This is a genomic window from Geodermatophilus sabuli, from assembly GCF_010686765.1.
Lineage (GTDB): Bacteria > Actinomycetota > Actinomycetes > Mycobacteriales > Geodermatophilaceae > Geodermatophilus > Geodermatophilus sabuli_A.
The window spans coordinates 47,828-66,434 of the sequence record NZ_JAAGWF010000007.1 but is presented as its reverse complement, the minus strand read 5'-3'; the positions used below and the strand labels follow the sequence as shown (position 1 = coordinate 66,434).

At 75.9% G+C, this 18,607-nt stretch carries 18 protein-coding genes; 8 read left to right on the top strand and 10 right to left on the bottom strand.

All coding sequences use genetic code 11. The annotated features are described in order from the left end of the window. Positions 1–2 precede the first annotated feature (2 nt). A complete protein-coding gene (locus GCU56_RS05255; protein WP_163480474.1) occupies positions 3–677 on the bottom strand; it encodes a ferritin-like fold-containing protein in 675 nt (224 codons plus the stop codon). 228 nt (positions 678–905) lie between these two features. Between GCU56_RS05255 and GCU56_RS05250 the strand changes: the two genes are divergently transcribed. The 4 genes from GCU56_RS05250 (at position 906) to GCU56_RS05235 (ending at position 5,833) form a co-directional block, all read left to right on the top strand. Further along, a complete protein-coding gene (locus GCU56_RS05250) occupies positions 906–2,696 on the top strand; it encodes a DEAD/DEAH box helicase (protein WP_239521814.1) in 1,791 nt (596 codons plus the stop codon). A 114-nt stretch (positions 2,697–2,810) separates the two neighbouring features. Next, positions 2,811–3,944: an outer membrane protein assembly factor BamB family protein gene (locus GCU56_RS05245; RefSeq protein ID WP_163480473.1), complete on the top strand. Its 1,134-nt coding sequence runs from the start codon at positions 2,811–2,813 to the stop codon at positions 3,942–3,944. An 81-nt stretch (positions 3,945–4,025) separates the two neighbouring features. Continuing rightward, the gene (locus GCU56_RS05240) at positions 4,026–4,973 is read left to right on the top strand and encodes an alpha/beta fold hydrolase (protein ID WP_204331485.1); all 948 of its coding nucleotides are present in this window, start codon (positions 4,026–4,028) and stop codon (positions 4,971–4,973) included. Next, the gene (locus GCU56_RS05235) at positions 4,970–5,833 is read left to right on the top strand and encodes an oxygenase MpaB family protein (protein WP_163480472.1); all 864 of its coding nucleotides are present in this window, start codon (positions 4,970–4,972) and stop codon (positions 5,831–5,833) included. Before GCU56_RS05240 ends, GCU56_RS05235 begins: the two co-directional genes overlap by 4 nt. 11 nt (positions 5,834–5,844) lie before the next feature. Here the strand turns inward: GCU56_RS05235 and GCU56_RS05230 are convergent, their stop codons facing one another. The 5 genes from GCU56_RS05230 to GCU56_RS05215 all read right to left on the bottom strand — a co-directional run bounded on the left by GCU56_RS05230 (position 5,845) and on the right by GCU56_RS05215 (position 9,176). After that, positions 5,845–6,687 (bottom strand): RecB family exonuclease, encoded by an 843-nt coding sequence (locus GCU56_RS05230; RefSeq protein ID WP_163480471.1) that lies wholly within the window; start codon positions 6,685–6,687, stop codon positions 5,845–5,847. A gap of 10 nt (positions 6,688–6,697) precedes the next feature. Continuing rightward, positions 6,698–7,582, bottom strand: coding sequence for a PHP domain-containing protein (locus GCU56_RS05225; protein ID WP_163480470.1), 885 nt, complete (start codon positions 7,580–7,582; stop codon positions 6,698–6,700). Continuing rightward, a complete protein-coding gene (locus GCU56_RS05220; RefSeq protein WP_163480469.1) occupies positions 7,582–8,223 on the bottom strand; it encodes a PH domain-containing protein in 642 nt (213 codons plus the stop codon). The genes GCU56_RS05225 and GCU56_RS05220 overlap by 1 nt, the downstream gene beginning before the upstream one ends. 37 nt (positions 8,224–8,260) lie before the next feature. Next, positions 8,261–8,419 carry a hypothetical protein gene (locus GCU56_RS23350; protein WP_204331632.1) on the bottom strand — a complete coding sequence of 53 codons (159 nt, stop codon included), beginning with the start codon at positions 8,417–8,419 and terminating at the stop codon, positions 8,261–8,263. A gap of 133 nt (positions 8,420–8,552) precedes the next feature. Continuing rightward, positions 8,553–9,176 (bottom strand): DUF6758 family protein, encoded by a 624-nt coding sequence (locus tag GCU56_RS05215; RefSeq protein WP_163480468.1) that lies wholly within the window; start codon positions 9,174–9,176, stop codon positions 8,553–8,555. Positions 9,177–9,251: 75 nt separating this feature from the next. Here GCU56_RS05215 and GCU56_RS05210 point away from each other — a divergent pair, with 75 nt between their 5' ends. Next, entirely contained in the window at positions 9,252–9,737 is a 486-nt protein-coding gene (locus GCU56_RS05210; protein WP_163480467.1) for an NUDIX domain-containing protein, read from the top strand. 2 nt (positions 9,738–9,739) lie between these two features. Here GCU56_RS05210 and GCU56_RS05205 read toward each other — a convergent pair whose 3' ends face one another. Then, positions 9,740–10,249, bottom strand: a complete 510-nt coding sequence (locus GCU56_RS05205) for a MaoC/PaaZ C-terminal domain-containing protein (protein WP_163480466.1) — start codon at positions 10,247–10,249, stop codon at positions 9,740–9,742. Between the two features lie 127 nt (positions 10,250–10,376). Between GCU56_RS05205 and GCU56_RS05200 the strand changes: the two genes are divergently transcribed. Continuing rightward, a complete protein-coding gene (locus GCU56_RS05200) occupies positions 10,377–10,865 on the top strand; it encodes a hypothetical protein (RefSeq protein WP_345771645.1) in 489 nt (162 codons plus the stop codon). Next, positions 10,862–11,833 (top strand): HTTM domain-containing protein, encoded by a 972-nt coding sequence (locus GCU56_RS05195; RefSeq protein WP_239521813.1) that lies wholly within the window; start codon positions 10,862–10,864, stop codon positions 11,831–11,833. Before GCU56_RS05200 ends, GCU56_RS05195 begins: the two co-directional genes overlap by 4 nt. Positions 11,834–11,925: 92 nt before the next feature. Here the strand turns inward: GCU56_RS05195 and GCU56_RS05190 are convergent, their stop codons facing one another. Continuing rightward, entirely contained in the window at positions 11,926–12,219 is a 294-nt protein-coding gene (locus tag GCU56_RS05190; protein ID WP_163480464.1) for a WXG100 family type VII secretion target, read from the bottom strand. A gap of 152 nt (positions 12,220–12,371) precedes the next feature. Between GCU56_RS05190 and GCU56_RS05185 the strand changes: the two genes are divergently transcribed. Beyond that, on the top strand, positions 12,372–16,613 hold the full coding sequence (locus GCU56_RS05185; RefSeq protein WP_163480463.1) for an FtsK/SpoIIIE domain-containing protein: 4,242 nt from the start codon (positions 12,372–12,374) through the stop codon (positions 16,611–16,613). 20 nt (positions 16,614–16,633) lie between these two features. Here the strand turns inward: GCU56_RS05185 and GCU56_RS05180 are convergent, their stop codons facing one another. Both GCU56_RS05180 and GCU56_RS05175 read right to left on the bottom strand, forming a co-directional pair. Further along, positions 16,634–17,146, bottom strand: a complete 513-nt coding sequence (locus tag GCU56_RS05180; RefSeq protein WP_163480462.1) for a DUF6912 family protein — start codon at positions 17,144–17,146, stop codon at positions 16,634–16,636. A 72-nt stretch (positions 17,147–17,218) separates the two neighbouring features. Next, positions 17,219–18,601 (bottom strand): WS/DGAT/MGAT family O-acyltransferase, encoded by a 1,383-nt coding sequence (locus GCU56_RS05175; protein WP_163480461.1) that lies wholly within the window; start codon positions 18,599–18,601, stop codon positions 17,219–17,221. Positions 18,602–18,607: the final 6 nt, after the last annotated feature.

Genomic DNA, 18,607 nt, shown 5'->3' with positions numbered 1-18,607 from the left:
CGTCAGGGGTTGAGACCGAGCGCGCGCATGCGCTCGGTGTGGGCGTCGGTGATCCGGTCGATCAGCCGGCCGATGCCGGCCAGGTCCCCGGTGCCCTCCATGATCAGCTGGGCGAGCTCGTCGCGCTCGGCGATGACCGCCTGCGACTGGGTGATCGCCTCGCCCACCAGCCGCCGTCCCCAGAGGGCCAGCCGGCCGGCGACGGTGCGGTGCGCGGCGATCGCGGCCCGCACCTCGCGGACGGCGAAGTCCGCGTGCCCGGTGTCGGCGAGCACGTCGAGGATCAGCGCCCGGTCCGGATCGGGGAGGAACCCGGCGATCTCGCGGTAGAAGTCGGCAGCCAGCCCGTCACCGACGTAGGCCTTGACCAGTCCCTCCAGCCACGTGCGGGGGCGGGTGCTGCCGTGGAAGGCGTCGAGGGCGGCCACGAACGGGGTCATCGCGGTGGTGGGGTCGGCGCCGAGCTCGACGAGCCGGGCGGTCAGCCGGGTGTGGTGGTCGATCTCGGCCGCCGCCATCCGCGCCAGCGCCGCCCGTCCGGCGAGCGTGGGGGCCAGCCGGGCGTCCTCGGCGAGCCGGTCGAACGCGGTGAGCTCGGCATAGGCCAGGACGCCGAGGAGGTCGACGACGGCACGGGTGTCCACCGTGTCGCCGCGGGAGCCCGCGGGCTCGGTCACGTGCCCTCCCCCGGCGTCGGTCGAACGGTCCCGCCACTGACCCCGGCGGGTGGTCCCCGGCGGCCGGGCAGCGCGGCGCCAGGGAGGCTAACCGCTGCGCAGGCTAGGATGGGAATCGGCGTGCCCTTCGGCGCGCTGGTACATCTGTGCGCTGACGACCGCTGGACGACGCTCCTCGAGAGCCGTCTCCCGGGCCGATCACCAGGACGCCCGGTTCTGCTGGCTGCGTTGGCGCTGGAACCGATCCCCGCGACCACGACCGGGGCGGGCTCCGACGCAGCGGGCCACCGCCGTCGAGCGCCGCTCCCCAGCAGACCAGAGGCGAGAGCACTGACCTCCATCGAGAACCCCGTCCCCACCACCCCCGACCTCGAGCATGCCGAGACCGGCGCGCCGGCTCCCGAGCAGCTGGAGCAGACCGTCGAGGAGCTCGGCGGCGCGCCCGTCGCCGAGGACAGTCCGCTGTTCAGCGACTTCGACGTGCACCCCGACGTCGTCGCGGCCCTGGCCGAGGTCGGCATCACCCGCACCTTCGCCATCCAGGAGCTCACCCTCCCGCTGGCCCTGGCCGGCAACGACCTCATCGGCCAGGCGCGCACCGGCACCGGCAAGACGCTGGGGTTCGGCGTCCCCATGCTGCAGCGCGTCGTGCCCCCCGCCGAGGGCGGCGACGGGGTGCCGCAGGCGCTGGTCGTCGTCCCCACCCGTGAGCTGTGCGTGCAGGTGTCGCGCGACCTGGCCACCGCCGGGGCACGGCGGGGCATCCGCGTCCAGGCCATCTACGGCGGCCGCGCCTACGAGCCGCAGGTCCAGTCGCTGCAGGGCGGCGTCGAGATCGTCGTCGGGACCCCGGGCCGGCTGCTCGACCTGGCCCAGCAGGGCCACCTGATCCTCGGCAAGGTCAAGGTGCTGGTCCTCGACGAGGCCGACGAGATGCTGGACCTCGGCTTCCTGCCCGACATCGAGCGGGTGCTGACGATGGTCCCGGAGCAGCGGCAGACGATGCTGTTCTCCGCGACGATGCCCGGGCCGATCGTGAACCTGGCCCGCCAGTTCATGACCCAGCCGACGCACATCCGGGCGCACGGCAACGACGAGGGCTCGACCGTCCCGCAGACGACGCAGTTCATCTACCGGGCGCACAACCTGGACAAGCCCGAGCTGCTCGCTCGCGTGCTGCAGTCCCGCGACCGCGGCCTGGTGATGGTGTTCTGCCGCACCAAGCGGACCGCGCAGAAGGTCGCCGACGACCTCGTCGAGCGCGGGTTCGCGGCCGCCGCCGTGCACGGCGACCTCGGCCAGGGCGCCCGTGAGCAGGCGCTGCGCGCCTTCCGCAGCGGCAAGGTCGACGTCCTGGTCGCCACGGACGTCGCCGCCCGTGGCATCGACGTCACCGGCGTGAGCCACGTCGTCAACTACCAGTGCCCCGAGGACGAGAAGACCTACGTGCACCGGATCGGCCGCACCGGCCGCGCCGGGCAGACCGGCGTCGCGGTGACCCTGGTCGACTGGGACGACATCCCGCGCTGGCAGCTGATCAACAAGGCGCTCGACCTGGACTTCGCCGACCCGCCGGAGACCTACTCCACCTCGCCGTGGGTCTACAGCGACCTCGACGTCCCCGAGAGCGCCAAGGGCCGGCTGCCCCGCTCGCAGCGGACCCGCGAGGGCCTGGCCGCCGAGACCCTCGAGGACCTCGGCGAGACCGGCAAGAAGAACCGCCCCGCCGGCCGCTCCGGCGGCCGGGACGCCGGACGGGACAGCGGACCGGGCCGGGACGCCGGACGCGACAGCGGACCGGGTCGGGACGCCGCCGACCAGCCGGCCGGTGAGCGCAGCAGCCGCCCGCGCCGTCGCCGCACCCGTGGCACCGGCGACGCCGCAGCCGCCGTCGACAGCGCGACCGCCGCGCCCGCGGCGCCGGGCGCCGACGCCGGGGAGGGTGGCACCGCCACGCCGCGGCGCCGCCGTCGTCGCCGGGGCGGGTCGGGGCGCGGCGGCTCCGAGTCCGCCGCCTGAGAGAGGACCCCCCTGCCCCCCCACCCCTCGCGAGCCCGCGGCGGGACCCTGCAGGGGGGCCGGTCGCGCCCAGCCCTGGCCGCCCGTTCGATGCGGAGTCCTCGGAGGTGGTCGGTGACGCGGCCTCCGCTGCGGGTCTGGGTGTGGACGGCGGCCGTCATCGCGCTGGCCGTCGTGGCCGCCCTGCTGTGGGCCGGCTCCGACGCCGCGGCCACCGAGAGCACCACGGCAGCACCGGCCGGTGTCCCCGACGGGACACCGGCCGGCACCGTCTCCGCCGCCTGGGACGCCCCGACGTCGACCACCGGGCCACGCCCCGCCGTGCACGCCGGACGGGTGGTCGTCGCCGGTGAGCACGGCGTGCGCGCCCTGGACGTCGAGACCGGCGACGAGGCCTGGCGCTACACCCGCGCGAACGCCGTCCTGTGCGACTGGACCCTCGTCGGCAGCCTGGTCGTCGCCGTCTTCCGCACCGAGGACCGGTGCGACGAGGCCCTCGCGCTGGCCGCGGACACCGGGGTGCGCGCCTGGACGCGGAACGTCGACCTGCGCAGCGACATGACGCTGTCCAGCACCGACGGCATCGTGCTGGCCGCCGCGCCCACCGGCATCGTGACGATCGACCCGGTCGGGGACGCCATCCGGTGGCGCCAGGCCGCCCCCGAGGGCTGCCGGCTGGACGGCGCCGACGTCGGCGCCGCCGGTGTCGTCGTCCTGCAGCGCTGCCGCGGCACGGACGCGCCGCAGCTGCGGCTCTTCGACGGGTACGGGGGCAGCGCCCTCTGGACGCGGGACGTCCTGGACGACTCCGCGGTGCTGGCCGACGTCGACCGTGCCGTCACCGTCGCCGGGGACGCCGGCGTGCAGCTGTTCGCCGGTGCGGACGGGGCGCCGCTGGGCACGCCGGCTCTGTCCGCCGGGGAGGACCCCGTCCTCGTCACCGGCGTCGGCGACACCGCCCTCGTCCTGGCCGACGGCGAGCTCGGGGCGCTGGACCAGACCAGCGGCACGGTGCGCTGGCAGGTGCCCGCCACGGGCCTGCCGACCGGACCGGCCGACGCCAAGACCCTGGCCACCGGGACGACGGTGCCGGTCGCCGAGGGGGACGCGGTCGTGCTGCGCGACCTCGGGACGGGGGTGGAGCAGAGCCGGTCGCGGGCGCCGGAGCTGCCGCCCGACGCGCTGGTCACGGTCGCCGGACCCGTCGTCGTCCTCCAGCTGCCCGACCGGGTGGTCGCGCACCGCTGAGAGAGGCCCCCCTGCCCCCGCCACTCGCGAGCTCGCGGCGGGACCCTGCAGACGGGCCGGGGCCGAGGTTGACTGGACGGCATGGTGATGCCCGGCGGACCCGACGACCGCGCTCCGCTCTCCATCGCGCCCGACGACCTCCGCCAGCTGGCCGACCACGACGCCCGGCACCGCAGCTTCGCCGGCGGCGCCGGACCGCTGACCGCGTTGGACACCGGAGGCGCGGCCGAGCGCGGGACGGTCCTCATGGTGGCCGGCTACACCGGCACCAAGGAGGACTTCGCGCCGCTGCTCGCGCCCCTGTGCGCCGCCGGCCACCGCGTCGTCGCCCTCGACCAGCGCGGGCAGTTCGAGTCCCCCGGACCCGACGACCCGGCTCGGTACGGCGTCCCCGAGCTGGGCGCCGACCTGGTCGCCGTCGCCCGGCAGCTGCTCGACGAGACGCCGGGCGGGTTGCACCTGGTCGGTCACAGCTTCGGGGGGCTGGTCAGCCGCGCGGCCGTCCTGGCCGACCCGGCCGTGTTCACATCGCTGACCCTGCTCGGCTCGGGCCCGTCCCGGCTGGTCGGGCCGCGTGCGCAGCTGTTGGAGCACCTCGCCCCGCTGCTGGACGCCGGCGGTGTGCAACTGGTGCACGAGACGCTCGAGCAGCTGGCGATGACCGACCCCCAGGCCCAGGAGGTGCCCGCGCCCACCCGGGAGTTCCTGACCCGGCGGTTCCTGCGCAACAACGAGGCCGCGCTGCGCGGCATGGCGGACGCGATGACCAGCGAGCCCGACCGGGTCGCCGAGCTGGCCGCCACCGGCGTCCCGGTGCTCGTGGCGCACGGCGCCGCGGACGATGCGTGGACGCCGGCTGCGCAGGCGGACATGGCGGCACGGCTGGGTGCCCGGTACGAGGTCATCCCCGGATCCATCCACTCGCCCTCCATCGAGAACCCGGTGCGGACGCTGGAGGTGCTCGTCGACTTCTGGGCGTCGGTCACGGTGTCGGCCGCAGACGACCGGGACGCCTCGGTGCGGTCGTGATCCCCTCCGCGCGCGCCTGGACGCCGGAGGAGGACCTGGTCGGCTTCTTCGGGCCCGAGAGCGTCACCTGGCTGGTGCACGCCGATCCGGTGTTCTCCGTCGGCGGCCTGCGCGCGCTGCTGCTGCAGGCGCTGCACCCGGTGGCGATGGACGGCGTCGCCACCTTCTCGGAGGGCTTCCGCACCGACCCCTGGCCCCGCCTGGCCCGCACGGCGGCCTACGTCGACACGCTGACCTTCGGCACCCGCCGGGAGGCGCTGCGGGCGGTGCGCCGGGTGCGCGGGCTGCACCGGCGGCTGGCCGGGGTCGAGGCGGCGAGCGGCCGGGCCTACCGCGTCGACGACCCCGACCTGCTGCTGTGGGTGCACTGCTGCGAGGTCGACTCACTGCTGGACGTCGCCCGCCGGGCCGGGGTGGTCACCGACGCCGACGGCGACCGCTACGTCGCCGAGCAGGTCACCGCGGCGGTGCTGGTCGGCTGCACCGAGGCCGACGTGCCGGCCACGACCGGCGAGCTGGCCGACTACTTCGCGCGCGTCCGCCCGCAGCTGCGGCTGACCCCCGCGGCCCGCGACGCGATGCGCCTGGTGGTCACCCCGCCGATGCCCGCGTGGGTCCGGTTCCTGACCCCGGCACGACCGGCGTGGGGGTCGCTGGCGTCGCTCGCGGTGGCCACGCTCCCGCAGTGGGCCCGCCGGATGTACTCGCTGCCCGGCTTCGGGCTGACCGACGCGGCGGCGACGGCGACGCTGCGCGGCTTCCGCCAGGGCATGCTCGCGCTGCCCGCCCGGGCCCGCCGGTCACCGATCGTCCGGGCGGGCTTCGCGCGGGTCGCTCGCGCCGAGCCGGCCAGCGCCTGAGGGGCGGAGGGTCAGTCCTCCTCGGCGAGGAAGCTCCACGTCTCCCGCGGTGGGGTCGCGGCCTGGCCGGGCGGGCAGCTGGGCCGGAAGTCGCACCAGCCGCACTGCCGGCCGGGGACGGCGGGGAAGGCCGCGTCGGCGTCCTGGCCGTCCTGCAGCGCCGCGGCGGCGGCACCGATGTCGGCGGCGACGTCCTCCGCCCGGCGCACGTGGTTGGCCAGCGATCGGTCGGTGTGCTCGAAGGCGGCGACCGTGCCGCTGGGCAGGTGGTGCAGCTCCACCCGGCTGCAGGGCCGGCGCAGGGTGCGGCGCACACCGAGCACGTACGCCGCCAGGGCCGGTGACCCGCGGGCCTCGTCGTCGGTGCACACCGCACGGCCGGTCTTGTAGTCGACGACCACCAGCTCGTCGCCGCGCTGGTCGATGCGGTCCACCCGGCCCGACAGCGCCAGCCGCTCGGTGGTGGCGGCCACCTGACGCTCGGTGCCCACCGGCTCGTCCACCGGGTCCAGCCCGGTCACGTAGTCGGTGAGCCAGCCGGCGGCCCGCGCCCGCCACCGCTCCGCCTGCTCGCCGTCGCGGAAGCCCGCCGGCGACCAGACGGAGTAGAGCAGCTGCCGGGCGGCGCCGGCGGTGCGCCGCGCGACCGGCAGCTCCCACCAGGAGCGCAGCGCGGCGTGCACCGCCGAGCCGACCGAGTTGTGCGCCCAGGCCGGCCCCTTCGGCGGTGTCGGCCGGTCGACGTAGGCGTGCCGGTAGCGGCGCGGGCAGTCGGCGAAGGCGGCCAGCTTGCTGGGGGTGGCCGCGAACAGCCGGCGCGGCATGCCCGGCATCTCCAGCTGCGCGCCTCCCATGGCCCCGACGTTAACCCGGGGTCCCGACGGTCCCGGGCCGGTCCGCGAAGGGCGCGGCGCCGCTGCCCGCGGCGAGCAGGGCCTCGAGCTGGTCGGGAGCGGTGGTGCAGGCCGCGATCGGCGTCGTCTTGTTGGACCCGTGGTAGTCGCTGGAGCCGGTGACCAGCAGCCCCAGGTCGCCGGCCAGGCCGCGCAGGTGCGCCCGCTCCTGCGGGTCGTGGTCGGGGTGGTCGACCTCGAGGCCGAGCAGCCCGGCGCCGACCATCGCGGCGATCGCCTCGTCGCCGACCACCCGGCCGCGCTTGGTGGCCAGCCCGTGCGCGAAGACGGGCACGCCCCCCGCCGCCCGGACCAGCGCGATGCCGTCGAGCACGTCGGTGTCGGCCTTGGCGACGTAGTACGGGCTGCGGTGGTGCAGCAGGGTGGCGAACGCGTGGTCGACCGACTCGACGACGCCCGCCTCCACCAGCGCCCGCGCCACGTGCGGACGGCCGACCACACCACCCTCGGAGCGCTCGACGATCGCCGTCCACGTCACCGGGTAGCCGGCCGCGGCCAGCGCGGTCACGATGCGCTCACCCCGGCCCAGCCGCTCGGCGCGCAACCGCATCCGCTCCTGCGCCAGACCCGGGTGCTCGGGATCGAAGAGGTAGGCCAGCAGGTGCACGCTGATCGGGGGCGACCCGGCCGGGAACCAGCGGCAGCTCAGCTCCATGCCCGGGACGACGGTGAGCCCGGCCGGCCGCGCCTGCTCGGCGGCCGCCCACCCCGCCGTCGTGTCGTGGTCGGTCAGCGCGACGACGTCGAGGCCGGCCGCGGCCGCGGTCGCCACCAGCTCCGCCGGGCTCTGCGTGCCGTCGGAGACCGACGAGTGGGTGTGCAGGTCGATCCGCATCAGCGGTCCGCCTGCCCCGGGAACGGCTCGGTGTCCTGCTGTCCGGCGGTGGGTCGCGGGGGCGGCGACTGGTCGACGTTGCCCTCGTCGTCTCCGGAGTCGGCGCTGCCCCCGTCGCTGCCGAACAGCAGCGCGCTGACCTTGCGGTAGAGGAGGTCGGCCCGCGGCAGGTAGGTGATCTCGGACAGCGCCTGCTGCTGTCCGGCGGACTCGAAGCGGAAGGTGCCGTAACCCAGCACCTGGCCGACGAGGGTCTCCTTGTAGGTCAGGTCGGTGATGCGGCGCAGCGGCAGCAGCGCCACCGTCCGGACGATGATCCCGCTGATGAGCAGCACCCGGCGGTTGGTGACGATGAAGCGCCGCATCCACCACTCGCCGATCCGCAGGGCGAGGAAGCCGAACGTGACCCCGAGGACCAGGAAACCGACCGTCGTGGAGACCTCGTTGTCCGGATCGAGCAGCAGCAGCCACCCGCCGACGACGAGGGCGGGCAACGACGTGGTCACCGGCGCGATGAGCTCCGCCCAGTGCCGCCGGACGGCGATGACGGGCGGGTGCTCCTGCGGCAGCAAGTACTTCTCGGCGTCCTTGCTCCACCGGGGCTGGCGGCCTGGAGACGAGCGACCCGCCGGGGCACTCACGGCGTCGCCACCGAGGGCGCGGCGTCCACGCGCAGGGTCAGACCAGGGAGCCGACGAACGAGGCCAGGGACGACGCCGCGTCGCCGAGCGCCTCGCCGGCGCTGCGGACGATCTCGGCCGAGCTCTCCGGCGCCTGGATGACGTAGAAGATGACGAAGGCGACGACCAGCCAGGTGAGGACCTTCTTGAGGTTCACCGTCACCTCCGCGGGTGCGTGTCGATGCGCGTGCGGACCCGACGTCCCCACGGCGAGCACCATGGGTAACACAGGTCCCAGGGCTCTCTCCTGGGACACGCCGCCGGAGTTGCGGGTCGACCCGGTCCGCTCGTCAGCGCCCGGGCAGCAGGTGCTCGCTGGGCGGCCCCAGCGGCAGATCGGGGTAGAGACGCTCGCGCAGGTCGAGCAGCTCCAGCTGCTCGGCGAGCAGCCAGGCGGCCGACATGGGCCACATGACCAGCCACAGCCACACGCCGTAGGACTCCCCGACGAAGGCCGCGCGGTCGTCGGTCGTCGGCACCGCCCACAGCGGCGCGTGCTGTCCCGCGGCCTCGACGGCGACCGAGCTCGGACCGGAGATCACGTCACCGGGGTCGAGACCCGGCAGCCCGGCGTACCCGCAGCCCACGCCGGTCCCCGGTTCCTCGGCGACGAGCACCAGCTCCGCCGATCCACCCAGGGGTGCGGGCCCCGCGCAGTCGACGACGATCGCGCGGGCGCCCGGTTCACCGCCCCAGGCCAGGCCGGTCACCGACCAGCCCGGCGGCATGGGATCGGGCACCCAGGCCGGCACCCGGGCGTCGGCGGTGACCGCGGCGATCGCGTCGTGCGCGATCAGCAGGGTGTGGTGCAGGGGGGTCACCGCGCCGTGCACGTGACACCAGGCCTGGGCGGAGTTCCCCGGGCGCACGACCAGCTGCTCGCCGCAACGGGGGCAGACCGCGGTGGCTGTCATCGGGCATCACCGTGCTGTGACCGGGGGTGTTCGTCAAGCGCTGCCCCGCGTCGGTCGCGTGCGTACCGTGCCGGCGTGCACCCCGATCCCGCCGCCCCCGTCCCGGCCGTCGTCGTGGCCTGCGTCGGTGCCGTCGTGCTCGACGACCAGGGCCGGCTGCTGCTCATCCGCCGGGGCACCGAACCCAGCCGGGGGGCGTGGTCGGTGCCCGGTGGCCGGATCGAGCCGGGCGAGTCACCCGCCGAGGCCGTCGTGCGCGAGGTCCGGGAGGAGACCGGGCTGACCGTGCGGGCCGGCCGCGAGGTGGGGCGGGTGCAGATCCCCGGGCCTGACGTCGTGTACGACGTCGTCGACCTGGCCTGCACGCTGCTCGACCCGGCCGCGGCGCCGGTCGCCGGGGACGACGCCGACGACGTGACCTTCGCCGACGCCGCCACTCTCGACCGCCTGCACTGCACGCCACGGCTGCTGGAGACGCTGCGCGGCTGGGGCGTGCTGCCGGATGCCGGTGCACCGCCGCTCACGGGCCCGCCGCCTGTCCCGGGTCCGTCGCCGGGCTGAGCTCAGCCGCGGGCGCGGGGCTCGGGCCGGCCGGGCTGCTCGCCGCCGCGGCCCTCGCCGTAGGAGCGCTTGGGCACCATGACCCTGCGCCGGAAGGTGCACACGACGGTGCCGTCCTGCTTGTAGCCGGTGGTCTCGACGTACACGACGCCGCGGTCGTCCCTGGACCTCGACTCGGTGGCGTCGAGGACCGTCGTCTCGCCGTAGATGGTGTCCCCGTGGAAGGTCGGCGCGACGTGCCTGAGCGACTCGACCTCGAGGTTGGCGATCGCCTTGCCGGACACGTCCGGGACGCTCATGCCCAGCAGCAACGAGTACACGTAGTTGCCCACCACCACGTTCCGGCCGAAGTCGGTGGTCTCCGCGGCGTAGTGGGCGTCCAGGTGCAACGGGTGGTGGTTCATCGTCAGCAGGCAGAACAGGTGGTCGTCGTACTCGGTGACGGTCTTGCCGGGCCAGTGCTTGTAGACCGCGCCGACCTCGAACTCCTCGAAGTACCGACCGAACTGCACGGGCTGCTCCCGACGACGACGCAGGGCACGGGCACGGACGGCGGGCGGGTGCCCACCACGCGGGCCAGTTGCCCACGACGCGGCGTCGGTGACCCATCTGGACGGGCGCCGATCCTACGATGCTCCGGTGGTACCGGTCCCTCCTGCGCGTGACCCTGGGGAGACCGGCGTCCTCGCTCTCCCCCGCACCGGCCGACGGGTCCGGCTGGCCGCCAGCGCCGTGGTGCTGGCCCTCCTGCTCGGCGGCACCCTCTGGGGCAACGACTCGGAGTTCCCCTTCGGCCCCTTCCGGATGTACTCGACCCGCGCCGACCCCGATCGACCGGTCGTCTCGACCCGGGTGGTGGGTCTGACCGCCGCAGGCGAGGAGGTCCGGCTCTCCGGTGGCGAGGTGGGCCTGCGCCGCGCCGAGTTCGAGGGCCAGCTCCCCCGGCTGGTCGACCAGCCCGAACTGCTCGGCCTGCTGGCCGACTCCTACGCCGGGCAGCACCCCGACGCGGACCCGCTGGTCGAGGTGCGGGTGGTCCAGCGGCGCTACGAGCTCGAGGACGGACGCCGCACCGGCGAGGTGACCGACAGCGTGCTGGTCGGCGTGGACCTGGAGGACGCCCCGTGAGCAGCACCCCGGCGACAGCCGCCGGTCCGCCGGGACCCGGGCCGGGCAACGGGCGACGAGGAGCGGCAGGCCGGCACGGCTGGTGGTTCCGGCCCGTCCCGCTGGCGCGGATCGCCGTCTTCCGCACCATCGCCTACCTGTTCATCCCGGTCGACGTCTTCCTGACCACGGCGTGGGTGCGGGCGCACGCCGCCGTCCCGACCGAGTACTACCAGCCACTCACCATCGCCGAACTGCTGCCACTGCCCACGCCCACCTCCACGGTCGTGCACGTCGTCCAGTGGGCGCTGGTGGCCGCGGCGGTGGCGGCGGCCACCGGCCGGGCGCCCCGCCTGCTGGGGACGGCGGTGTTCCTCCTGTACTTCGAGTGGATGGTCATCGCGATGAGCTACGGGAAGGTGGACCACGACCGGATCGCCTTCCTCGTCGCCCTGGCCGTGCTGCCCACCATCGGCCGGGCCCGCTGGCGCGACCGGCGCCCGTCCGAGGCAGCCGGCTGGGCGATGGCCGCCGTCCTCGTCACCGTCATGCTCACCTACTTCCTCGCCGCCTGGGCCAAGTTGCGCTTCGGCGGCTGGGACTGGGCGACCGGGTCCACCCTGGCCCGCGCGATCGTGCGGCGGGGCACCGTGCTCTCGGACTGGACGCTGGAGGTGCCCGGTCTGCTCACGGCGGCGCAGTGGGGGATGCTGGCGTTCGAGCTCGCCGCGCCCCTGATGCTGCTGGTGTGGTCCTCCCGCGCCCGGGTGGGTCTGGTGCTCTTCCTCCTGGGCTTCCACCTGATGGTGTTCGCCGGCGTGAAGATCATCTTCCTGCCGCACTGCGTCGCGATCCTGTCGATCCTCCCGTGGGAGCGGCTCCCCGACCTGGCCCGCCGGCTCTGCGGAACGCGCTCGGAGGAGCCGGTCCGAGCGGTCCCCGACGGCGTTCCCGCCCCGGACGGGGCGCCGAGCGACGCGCGGGCGTGAGCTCCGCGCGGTGCCGTGGACCAGCCCCCGTGGGGTGGGCTCCGCCCCGCGCCCGGGAAGCCCGCGTCGGGGCTCCACCGGGTCGCCACTGCTCAGAGCAGGGCGCCGATACGAGCCGCCATGTCCGCCTCGTGCTGCTGGTAGGACGCCGCGACACCGTCCAGCAGGCCGCCCATGCCGGTGAGCGCGTCGCTGACGCCCTGCGCGCTGAGCCGCCACTGCTCGTACAGGTCGCTGAACCGCAGCGCCGCCTGACTGTCGGTCCACCCGTCGAGCACCGAGGCGTTGACACCGCTGGACAGGGTGGCGTGGCGGGCGGTGGTGTCGGCGGCCTCGGCGCGGCACTGTCCGGCCATCGACTGCAGGGTGGCGATGTCGACCTTCACGGATCCTCCTCGGTTCCCGGGTGCCTCCCGGTCCTGGCGGACGCTAGGCCGGCCCCCCGTCCGGCCGGTGCCGCCCGTCCACAGGTGGGTCAGCCGTCCACAGATGCGGAACCGGTGGCCCACGGCGCCCGGCACGCCCCGACGGTGGAGCGGTGGCACCGCTCCCCGGCCCCCCTCCCTCGACTCCTCGCTGCTGGACCCTCGTCACCTCCGGCGGCGCCCTCGACGTGGAGATCACCGCGTCGGACGCCGCCACCCTCGACCCGGTCCTGTCCGCCCTGGCACCCGCCCTGGAACTGCCGTCGGCCGAGCTCTGGTCGGGGTCGTCCCGCCTGACCGGTGACCTCCCGCTGGCCGACCCGGCGCTGGCGCACGGAGCGGTGCTGGGGCTGGGCGGACCGGCCCCGCGCCACGGGGGCGGCATCCGGTCGGGGGCGCTGGAGCTCCACGTGGTCGGAGGGCCGGCTGCCGGGAGCACCCTGCCGCTGGAGCGGGGCAGGCACGTCGTGGGTCGCGGCGCGACCGCCACCCTCCGGTTGACCGACCCCGACGTCTCCCGCCGGCACGTCCTGCTCGAGGTGGGTGCCGGCGACCTCACGGTGACCGATCTCGGCTCCACCAACGGCACCGTTCTGGCGGGCGAACCGCTCCACGACCGGCCGCGACCCTGGCGGGCCCACGAGGTGCTGCGGCTGGGTGCCAGCGCCCTGCGCACGACCGGGCCCGGAGACGCTCCCGCGGTGGTCGAGCCGACGACGGGCGGACGGGTCCGGTTGCGTCCGCAGCCGCGCCTGGGACCCTCGCGTCCGGCGGTCGAGGTGGCGCTCCCCGGCGGCCCGCCGGCACCGCCGCGCCGGCGGCTGGCCTGGGTGGCGGTCGTCCTGCCCGCCATCGCCGGCGTGACCTTCGCGTGGGTGCTCGACGCACCGCACTTCCTCTTCTTCGCCCTCCTGAGCCCCGTCGTCGCCGTGGGCACCTGGCTGTCGGACCGGTGGTCGGGCCGGCGGAGCGGGCGCCGGGCCGCGGCGGCCCACGCCGCGGCCGTGGCGGATGCCCGGTGCCTGCTGGACGAGGCGGTGGCGGCCGACGTCCGGGCGGCCGAGGCAGCCCAGCCCGACCTGGCCGCTCTTGCCACCGCCGCGCGCCGTCGCTCGGCCTCCCTCTGGCAGCGCGGCCGGGGGGACGCCGACGCTCTGGCGGTCCGGGTGGGCGCCGGCCCGGACACCTCCCGCGTGGTCGCCGTGCACCCCGACGGGAGGCGCGTCCCGGAGCCGGTGGACCACCTGCCGGTCGTCGTCGAACTGGCCGCGACCGGCGGCCTGGGCGTGGTGGGTCCGCGCAGCCACGCGCTGGGCGTGCTGGCCGGGGTCGTCACGCAGCTCACGGCGCTGCACGCCCCGGGCGAGGTGGACCTGGTGCTGCTCACGACCCGGGAGCGGCTGCGGGACTGGGCCTGGCTGCGCTGGCTCCCCCACCTCGCCCCGTCGTCGGTGCACGTGCGAACGGACGGGACGGTCGACGACGCCGCCGGCAGCGCGCCGTCGGAGTGGTCGACCAGCCTGGTGAGCCGGCGACAGGCGGGGACGCCGGGATCCGCCGGCTCCGGTGGCGGAGGCGGCGCGCCGGGCTGGGTCGTGGTGGTGGTGGACCAGCCGCTGGGCTCCCGGTCGGCGGCGGCCCTGCGGCAGGCCCGTGCGGTGGGCGTGGTCGTGCTCATGACCGCTCCGGCCGTCGCCGCGCTGCCGCTCGCCGTCGACGCGGTCCTGGAGCTGACCGGTGAGACGGGGAGTGCGGGCACGCTGCGCCGCTCCGGGGCCGCCGACCGGACGGGCCTGGTCGTCGACCGGGTCCCGCCGCAGGTCGCCGGCTGCTTCGCCCGCGACCTCGCCCCGTTGGCGCCGGCGACCACCGGGACATCCCTCCCCCGCCGGGTGCGCCTGCTCGACCTCGGGCGCGACGGTGTGGACGTCGCCGCGGACGGTTCGACGTCCGGCTCGTGGTCGCGGGACCGCACGACCCTCCGGACCACCCTGGGCCGCGGGACGGGCGGGCCGGTGACCGTCGACCTCTGCCGGCAGGGTCCGCACGCACTCGTGGCCGGGACGACCGGCTCGGGGAAGTCCGAGTTGCTGCAGACGCTGATCGCCGGCCTGGCGCTGTCCCATCCGCCCGACCGCTGCTCGTTCCTGCTGATCGACTACAAGGGCGGGGCGGCGTTCGCCGAGGCAGCCGGGCTGCCGCACACCGTGGGCCTGCTGACCGACCTCGACGGCGCGACGACCGCCCGGGCGCTGCGCTCGCTGACCGCCGAGCTGATCCGACGGGAGACGCTCCTGGCGGTGCACGGGGCGCCCGACCTCGGGTCGCTCCCCGACGGCGTGGCGCTGTCGCGCCTGGTCATCGTCGTGGACGAGTTCGCCGGCCTCGCCGAGGAGCTGCCCTCCTTCGTCGCGGGCCTCGTCGGCATCGCGCAGCGGGGGCGGTCGCTCGGCGTGCACCTCGTCCTCGCGACGCAGCGGCCCAGCGGTGTGGTCTCGCCGGAGATCCGCGCCAACTGCACGCTGCGGATCTGCCTGCGCACCACCGACGACGCCGACTCCAGGGACGTGCTGGGGACACCGCACGCCGCGCTGCTGCCGGTCGACGTCCCCGGACGTGCGTACCTGCGTGCCGGCGCCGGGCCGCCGGTGCTGTTCCAGGTCGCACGGGTCGCCACGGTCGCGAGCGACCACCCCGGCACCGCCACCCGGGCGCGACCGTGGCGGTGGCCGGAGCCGCCGGATGACGGTGCGGCAGTGGAGGTGTCCCACGGCGACTCGGACCTGGCCCGCCTCGTCTCCGCCCTGAGGAGGGTGGCCAGCCGGTCGAACGTCGAACCGCCGCACCGGCCGTGGTGTCCCGTCCTGCCCGACGTGGTCCGTGCCGAGCGTCTCGGCGGAGACGAGGGGCAGCGGGGCGGCCGGCCAGCGGGACGCCTGCGGGTCGGCATCGTCGACCGCCCGGAGGCGCAGGCCCAGGAACCGCTCGAGCTGGACCTGCGACGAGGCGGAGGGTGGCTCGCGGTCGGCGGGCCCCGCAGCGGGCGGACGACGTTCTTGCAGACCGTCCTCGCCGAGACGGTCGCGCTGTCCCCGGCCGACGTGCACGTCCACGTGCTCGACCACGGTGGTGGAGCACTGGCTGCGGTGGCGGCCGGGTTGCCGCACACCGGAACGGCCGTCGGCGCGGACGACCCGCTGCGGACCGTGCGTCTGCTGGACCGTCTCGCGCAGGAGGTCGCCGCCCGTCGCACCGGCACCGACGCCGAGCCGGCTCCGAAGGTCGTGCTGCTCGTCGACGGCCTGGAGTCGGTGAGCGCCCAGCTGGACGACGCCGATCCGAGCCGCGGCTCCGCGGCGCTGCTGAGGCTCGTCCGCGACGGGGCCGCAGCAGGGCTCACCTGTCTGCTCACTGCCGACCGGGCGGTCCCCGGAGGCCGGGTGGCCGGTGCCGTCAGCACCCGGCTGGTCCTCCCCCTGGCCGACCGCGCCGACTACGCCACCGCCGGTCTGGCACCACGGGCGGTGCCGGACCACCGGCCGCCCGGGCGGGCGCTGCTGGGTGAGGCCGGCGTCGAGTGCCAGCTCGCCCTCCCCCGACCGCTGCCCCCCGCCTCGTCCTGGGCGGGTGTGGTGGTCAGGCCCCGCCCACTGTCGATCCCCGAGTTGCCGGCCGCGCCGGTGCTGCCGCTGTCCCACCAGGACACGGCCGGACCCGGCCTGCGTCTGCCCATCGGGCCCGGTGGCGACGAGGGCACCGTGCTCGAGGTGGAGCTGTCCCGCACCGGCGGCCTGCTCGCCGCGGGAGGCCCCGGGTCCGGGCGCCGGACCGCGCTCGCGGCCTTCGCCCGCCACCTGAGCACGGCCGGTGTCCCGGTGCTGGAGGTCACTGGCGGGCTCCCGCCGACGGCGGAGCCGGAGGCCCGGTGGACCCGGGTGTCGGGCGCGGACCACGACGGCTGGCGGGCGTGGCGTGCCGCGCTGGACGGGTCCCCGGGCGTGGTCCTGGTCAGCGACCACGGCGCGGTGGCCGACTCGCCGGTGCTGGCCGCACTCGGCACCGGCGAGGCCTCCGAGGGACTGGTGCTGCTCGTGGGTGGGACCGCCGGGGAGCTCGCGTCGGGCTACCGCGGTCCGGTCATGGCGCTGCGGAGGCGCCGCAGCGGCCTGCTGCTCTGCCCCGGACCCGGTGACGCCGACCTCCTGGGCATCCGGCTCCCCCGGACCCCGGTTCCGCAGCGCCCCGGATCGGGCTGGCTGGTGACCGCCGGGATCGCCCAGCGGGTGCAGGTCGCACGCCGCGCACCAGCCGGTGCCGGCGGTCCGCGCACCGGGTCGGCGGAGGCCGCCGGGTGAGCCCGGCCGCGGACGCCGGCTCAGAGCAGCTCGAGCACCGGGCCGATCTCCTGTGTGGCGTACCAGGCCAGTTCGTGGCCCTCGGCCTGGTCGACGACGAACTGGGCGTCCTCGCTGCCCAGGTCGGCCTCGAGGACGACGCCCACTGCCGCTCGCACGTCCTCCTCGGCGTCCGCGCCGTCGATGTGCGCGCTGGCGACGGCGCGCAGCGCGACGTCGGCCGAGATCCGCACGGCTCCGCGGTCGGCATCCGGGTCCTCGATCTCGGCGACGTCGGAGTCGGCGACGTCCGCGGCCACCACCACGCGACGACGGGCCGCGGTCGGATCGACGTCGATCAGCCGCAGGCTCGCGCGGGCCGCGGTGAGCAGCGCTGCGTACTCCAGCTCTTCCGTGTCGGCCTCGGCCTCGCTCACCGCGTAGAACTCTCGCAGCCGCGGGGTCACGGCGAAACCGGTGAGCGGGCCGGCCAGGCGGCCGTCGTCCACGAGCGTCCGCAGGACGCTCGTCGTCGCAGGGAGGTACACGCGCACCGGGATGGCTCCTTCTCGCTGGTGGACGGCGCGACGGTATCCCCCCGTCTCCAGGTGCCGGCCTGCGACGGGTCAGCCCGCGGTCTCGACGAGGACCCCGATCTCCTGCTCGATCAGGTCGGCCAGGACGTCGACGTCGCCGACGGCGTCCCGGTCGGCGTTCAGCCCGAAGAAGACCCGGCCGTCGTAGCTGGTGATGCCCACCGACAGCCCCTGCCCCGGAGCGAGCGGGACGACGGGGTAGACCTCCAGCATCCGACCCCCCGCCGCGTACAGCGGCAGCTGCGGACCGGGGACGTTCGTGATCACCAGGTTCGACATCCGGCGGGAGAGCCCGCGGGCCGCCCGCGCGCCGAGGGCGTGCAGCGTCGGCGGGGCGAAACCGGTGAGCGCGACGAGCGTCTCCGCGCCCACCGACCGACCGTGCTGGCTCACCCCCCGCATGGCGTAGCTCAGCCGCGCGAGCCGCACCCGCGGGTTCGGCTCACCGACCGGGAGGTCCACGAGGTAGCTCGACACCCGGCTGCCCGGGGCCTCCTCACCCTCTCCCTGGACCGAGAGGGGCACGAGCGCGCGCACCGAGGTCGACCCGAGCACCGCCTGGCCTCGCGAGAGCAGCCAGTCCCTCGCGGCGCCGGCGACCACGGCGAGCAGGACGTCGTTGACCGTCCCACCGTGGGTCTTGCGGACCCGCTTCACCTCGTCGAGGTCGATCCGGGCGACCGCCACCCGGCGCTGGCTGCCGCTGGCGGAGTTGAGCGGGCTGTGCGGCGCCGGGAAGAGCGCGGACCGCGCGGTGCGCAGGACGCCACCGGCGGCGCCGGTGAGCCGCCCGCCGGTCGCACGCAGGTCGGTCACCGCGTGCCGGGCGGCCTCCACGACCGCCGACGGGCGCTGCACGTACTCCTCGACGGCCTCGCGGACCAACTCCAGCGGGCCCGGCAGCGGCCGCGGCCGCCACCGGTCGGGCGCCGGAGTGGGAGCGTCCGGCGAGGGGTCGAGCAGCACCTGACCGATCTCCACGGCGCCCAGCCGGTCGACCAGGGCGGGATGGGTCTTGGTGACCACCGCGACCCGGCCGTCGGCCAGTCCCTCCACCAGGTAGACCTCCCACAGGGGGCGGGCGCGGTCCAGCGGCCGCGCTGTCACGCGGGAGACCAGGTCCAGCAGCTGCGCCTCGGTCCCCGGCCGGGGCACCGCGGACCGGCGTACGTGGTAGTCGACGTCGAAGTCCGGGTCGTCGGCCCACACCGGGTCGGCGAGGTGGCCGGGCACCCCGAGGACCCGCTGCCGGTACCGCGGCACCAGCTGGAGCCGCGCCCGCACCAGCGACGCGATGGCCTCGAGACCGCCGGGCGGCGCCTCGAGCACCAGCACCCCGGCGACGTGCATCGGGCTGTCGGGCTTCTCCAGGTAGAGGAACGACGCGTCCAGGGTGGTCAGGCGCTCCACCATCGGTCT

Bases quoted from the DNA above. Each gene is read 5' to 3' on its own strand.
- GCU56_RS05225 (WP_163480470.1), bottom strand. From the start codon at position 7,582: ATGCGGATCGACCTGCACACCCACTCGTCGGTCTCCGACGGCACGCAG.
- GCU56_RS05215 (WP_163480468.1), bottom strand. From the start codon at position 9,176: ATGACAGCCACCGCGGTCTGCCCCCGTTGCGGCGAGCAGCTGGTCGTG.
- GCU56_RS05230 (WP_163480471.1), bottom strand. From the start codon at position 6,687: ATGGGAGGCGCGCAGCTGGAGATGCCGGGCATGCCGCGCCGGCTGTTC.
- GCU56_RS05175 (WP_163480461.1), bottom strand. From the start codon at position 18,601: ATGGTGGAGCGCCTGACCACCCTGGACGCGTCGTTCCTCTACCTGGAG.
- GCU56_RS05240 (WP_204331485.1), top strand. From the start codon at position 4,026: ATGGTGATGCCCGGCGGACCCGACGACCGCGCTCCGCTCTCCATCGCG.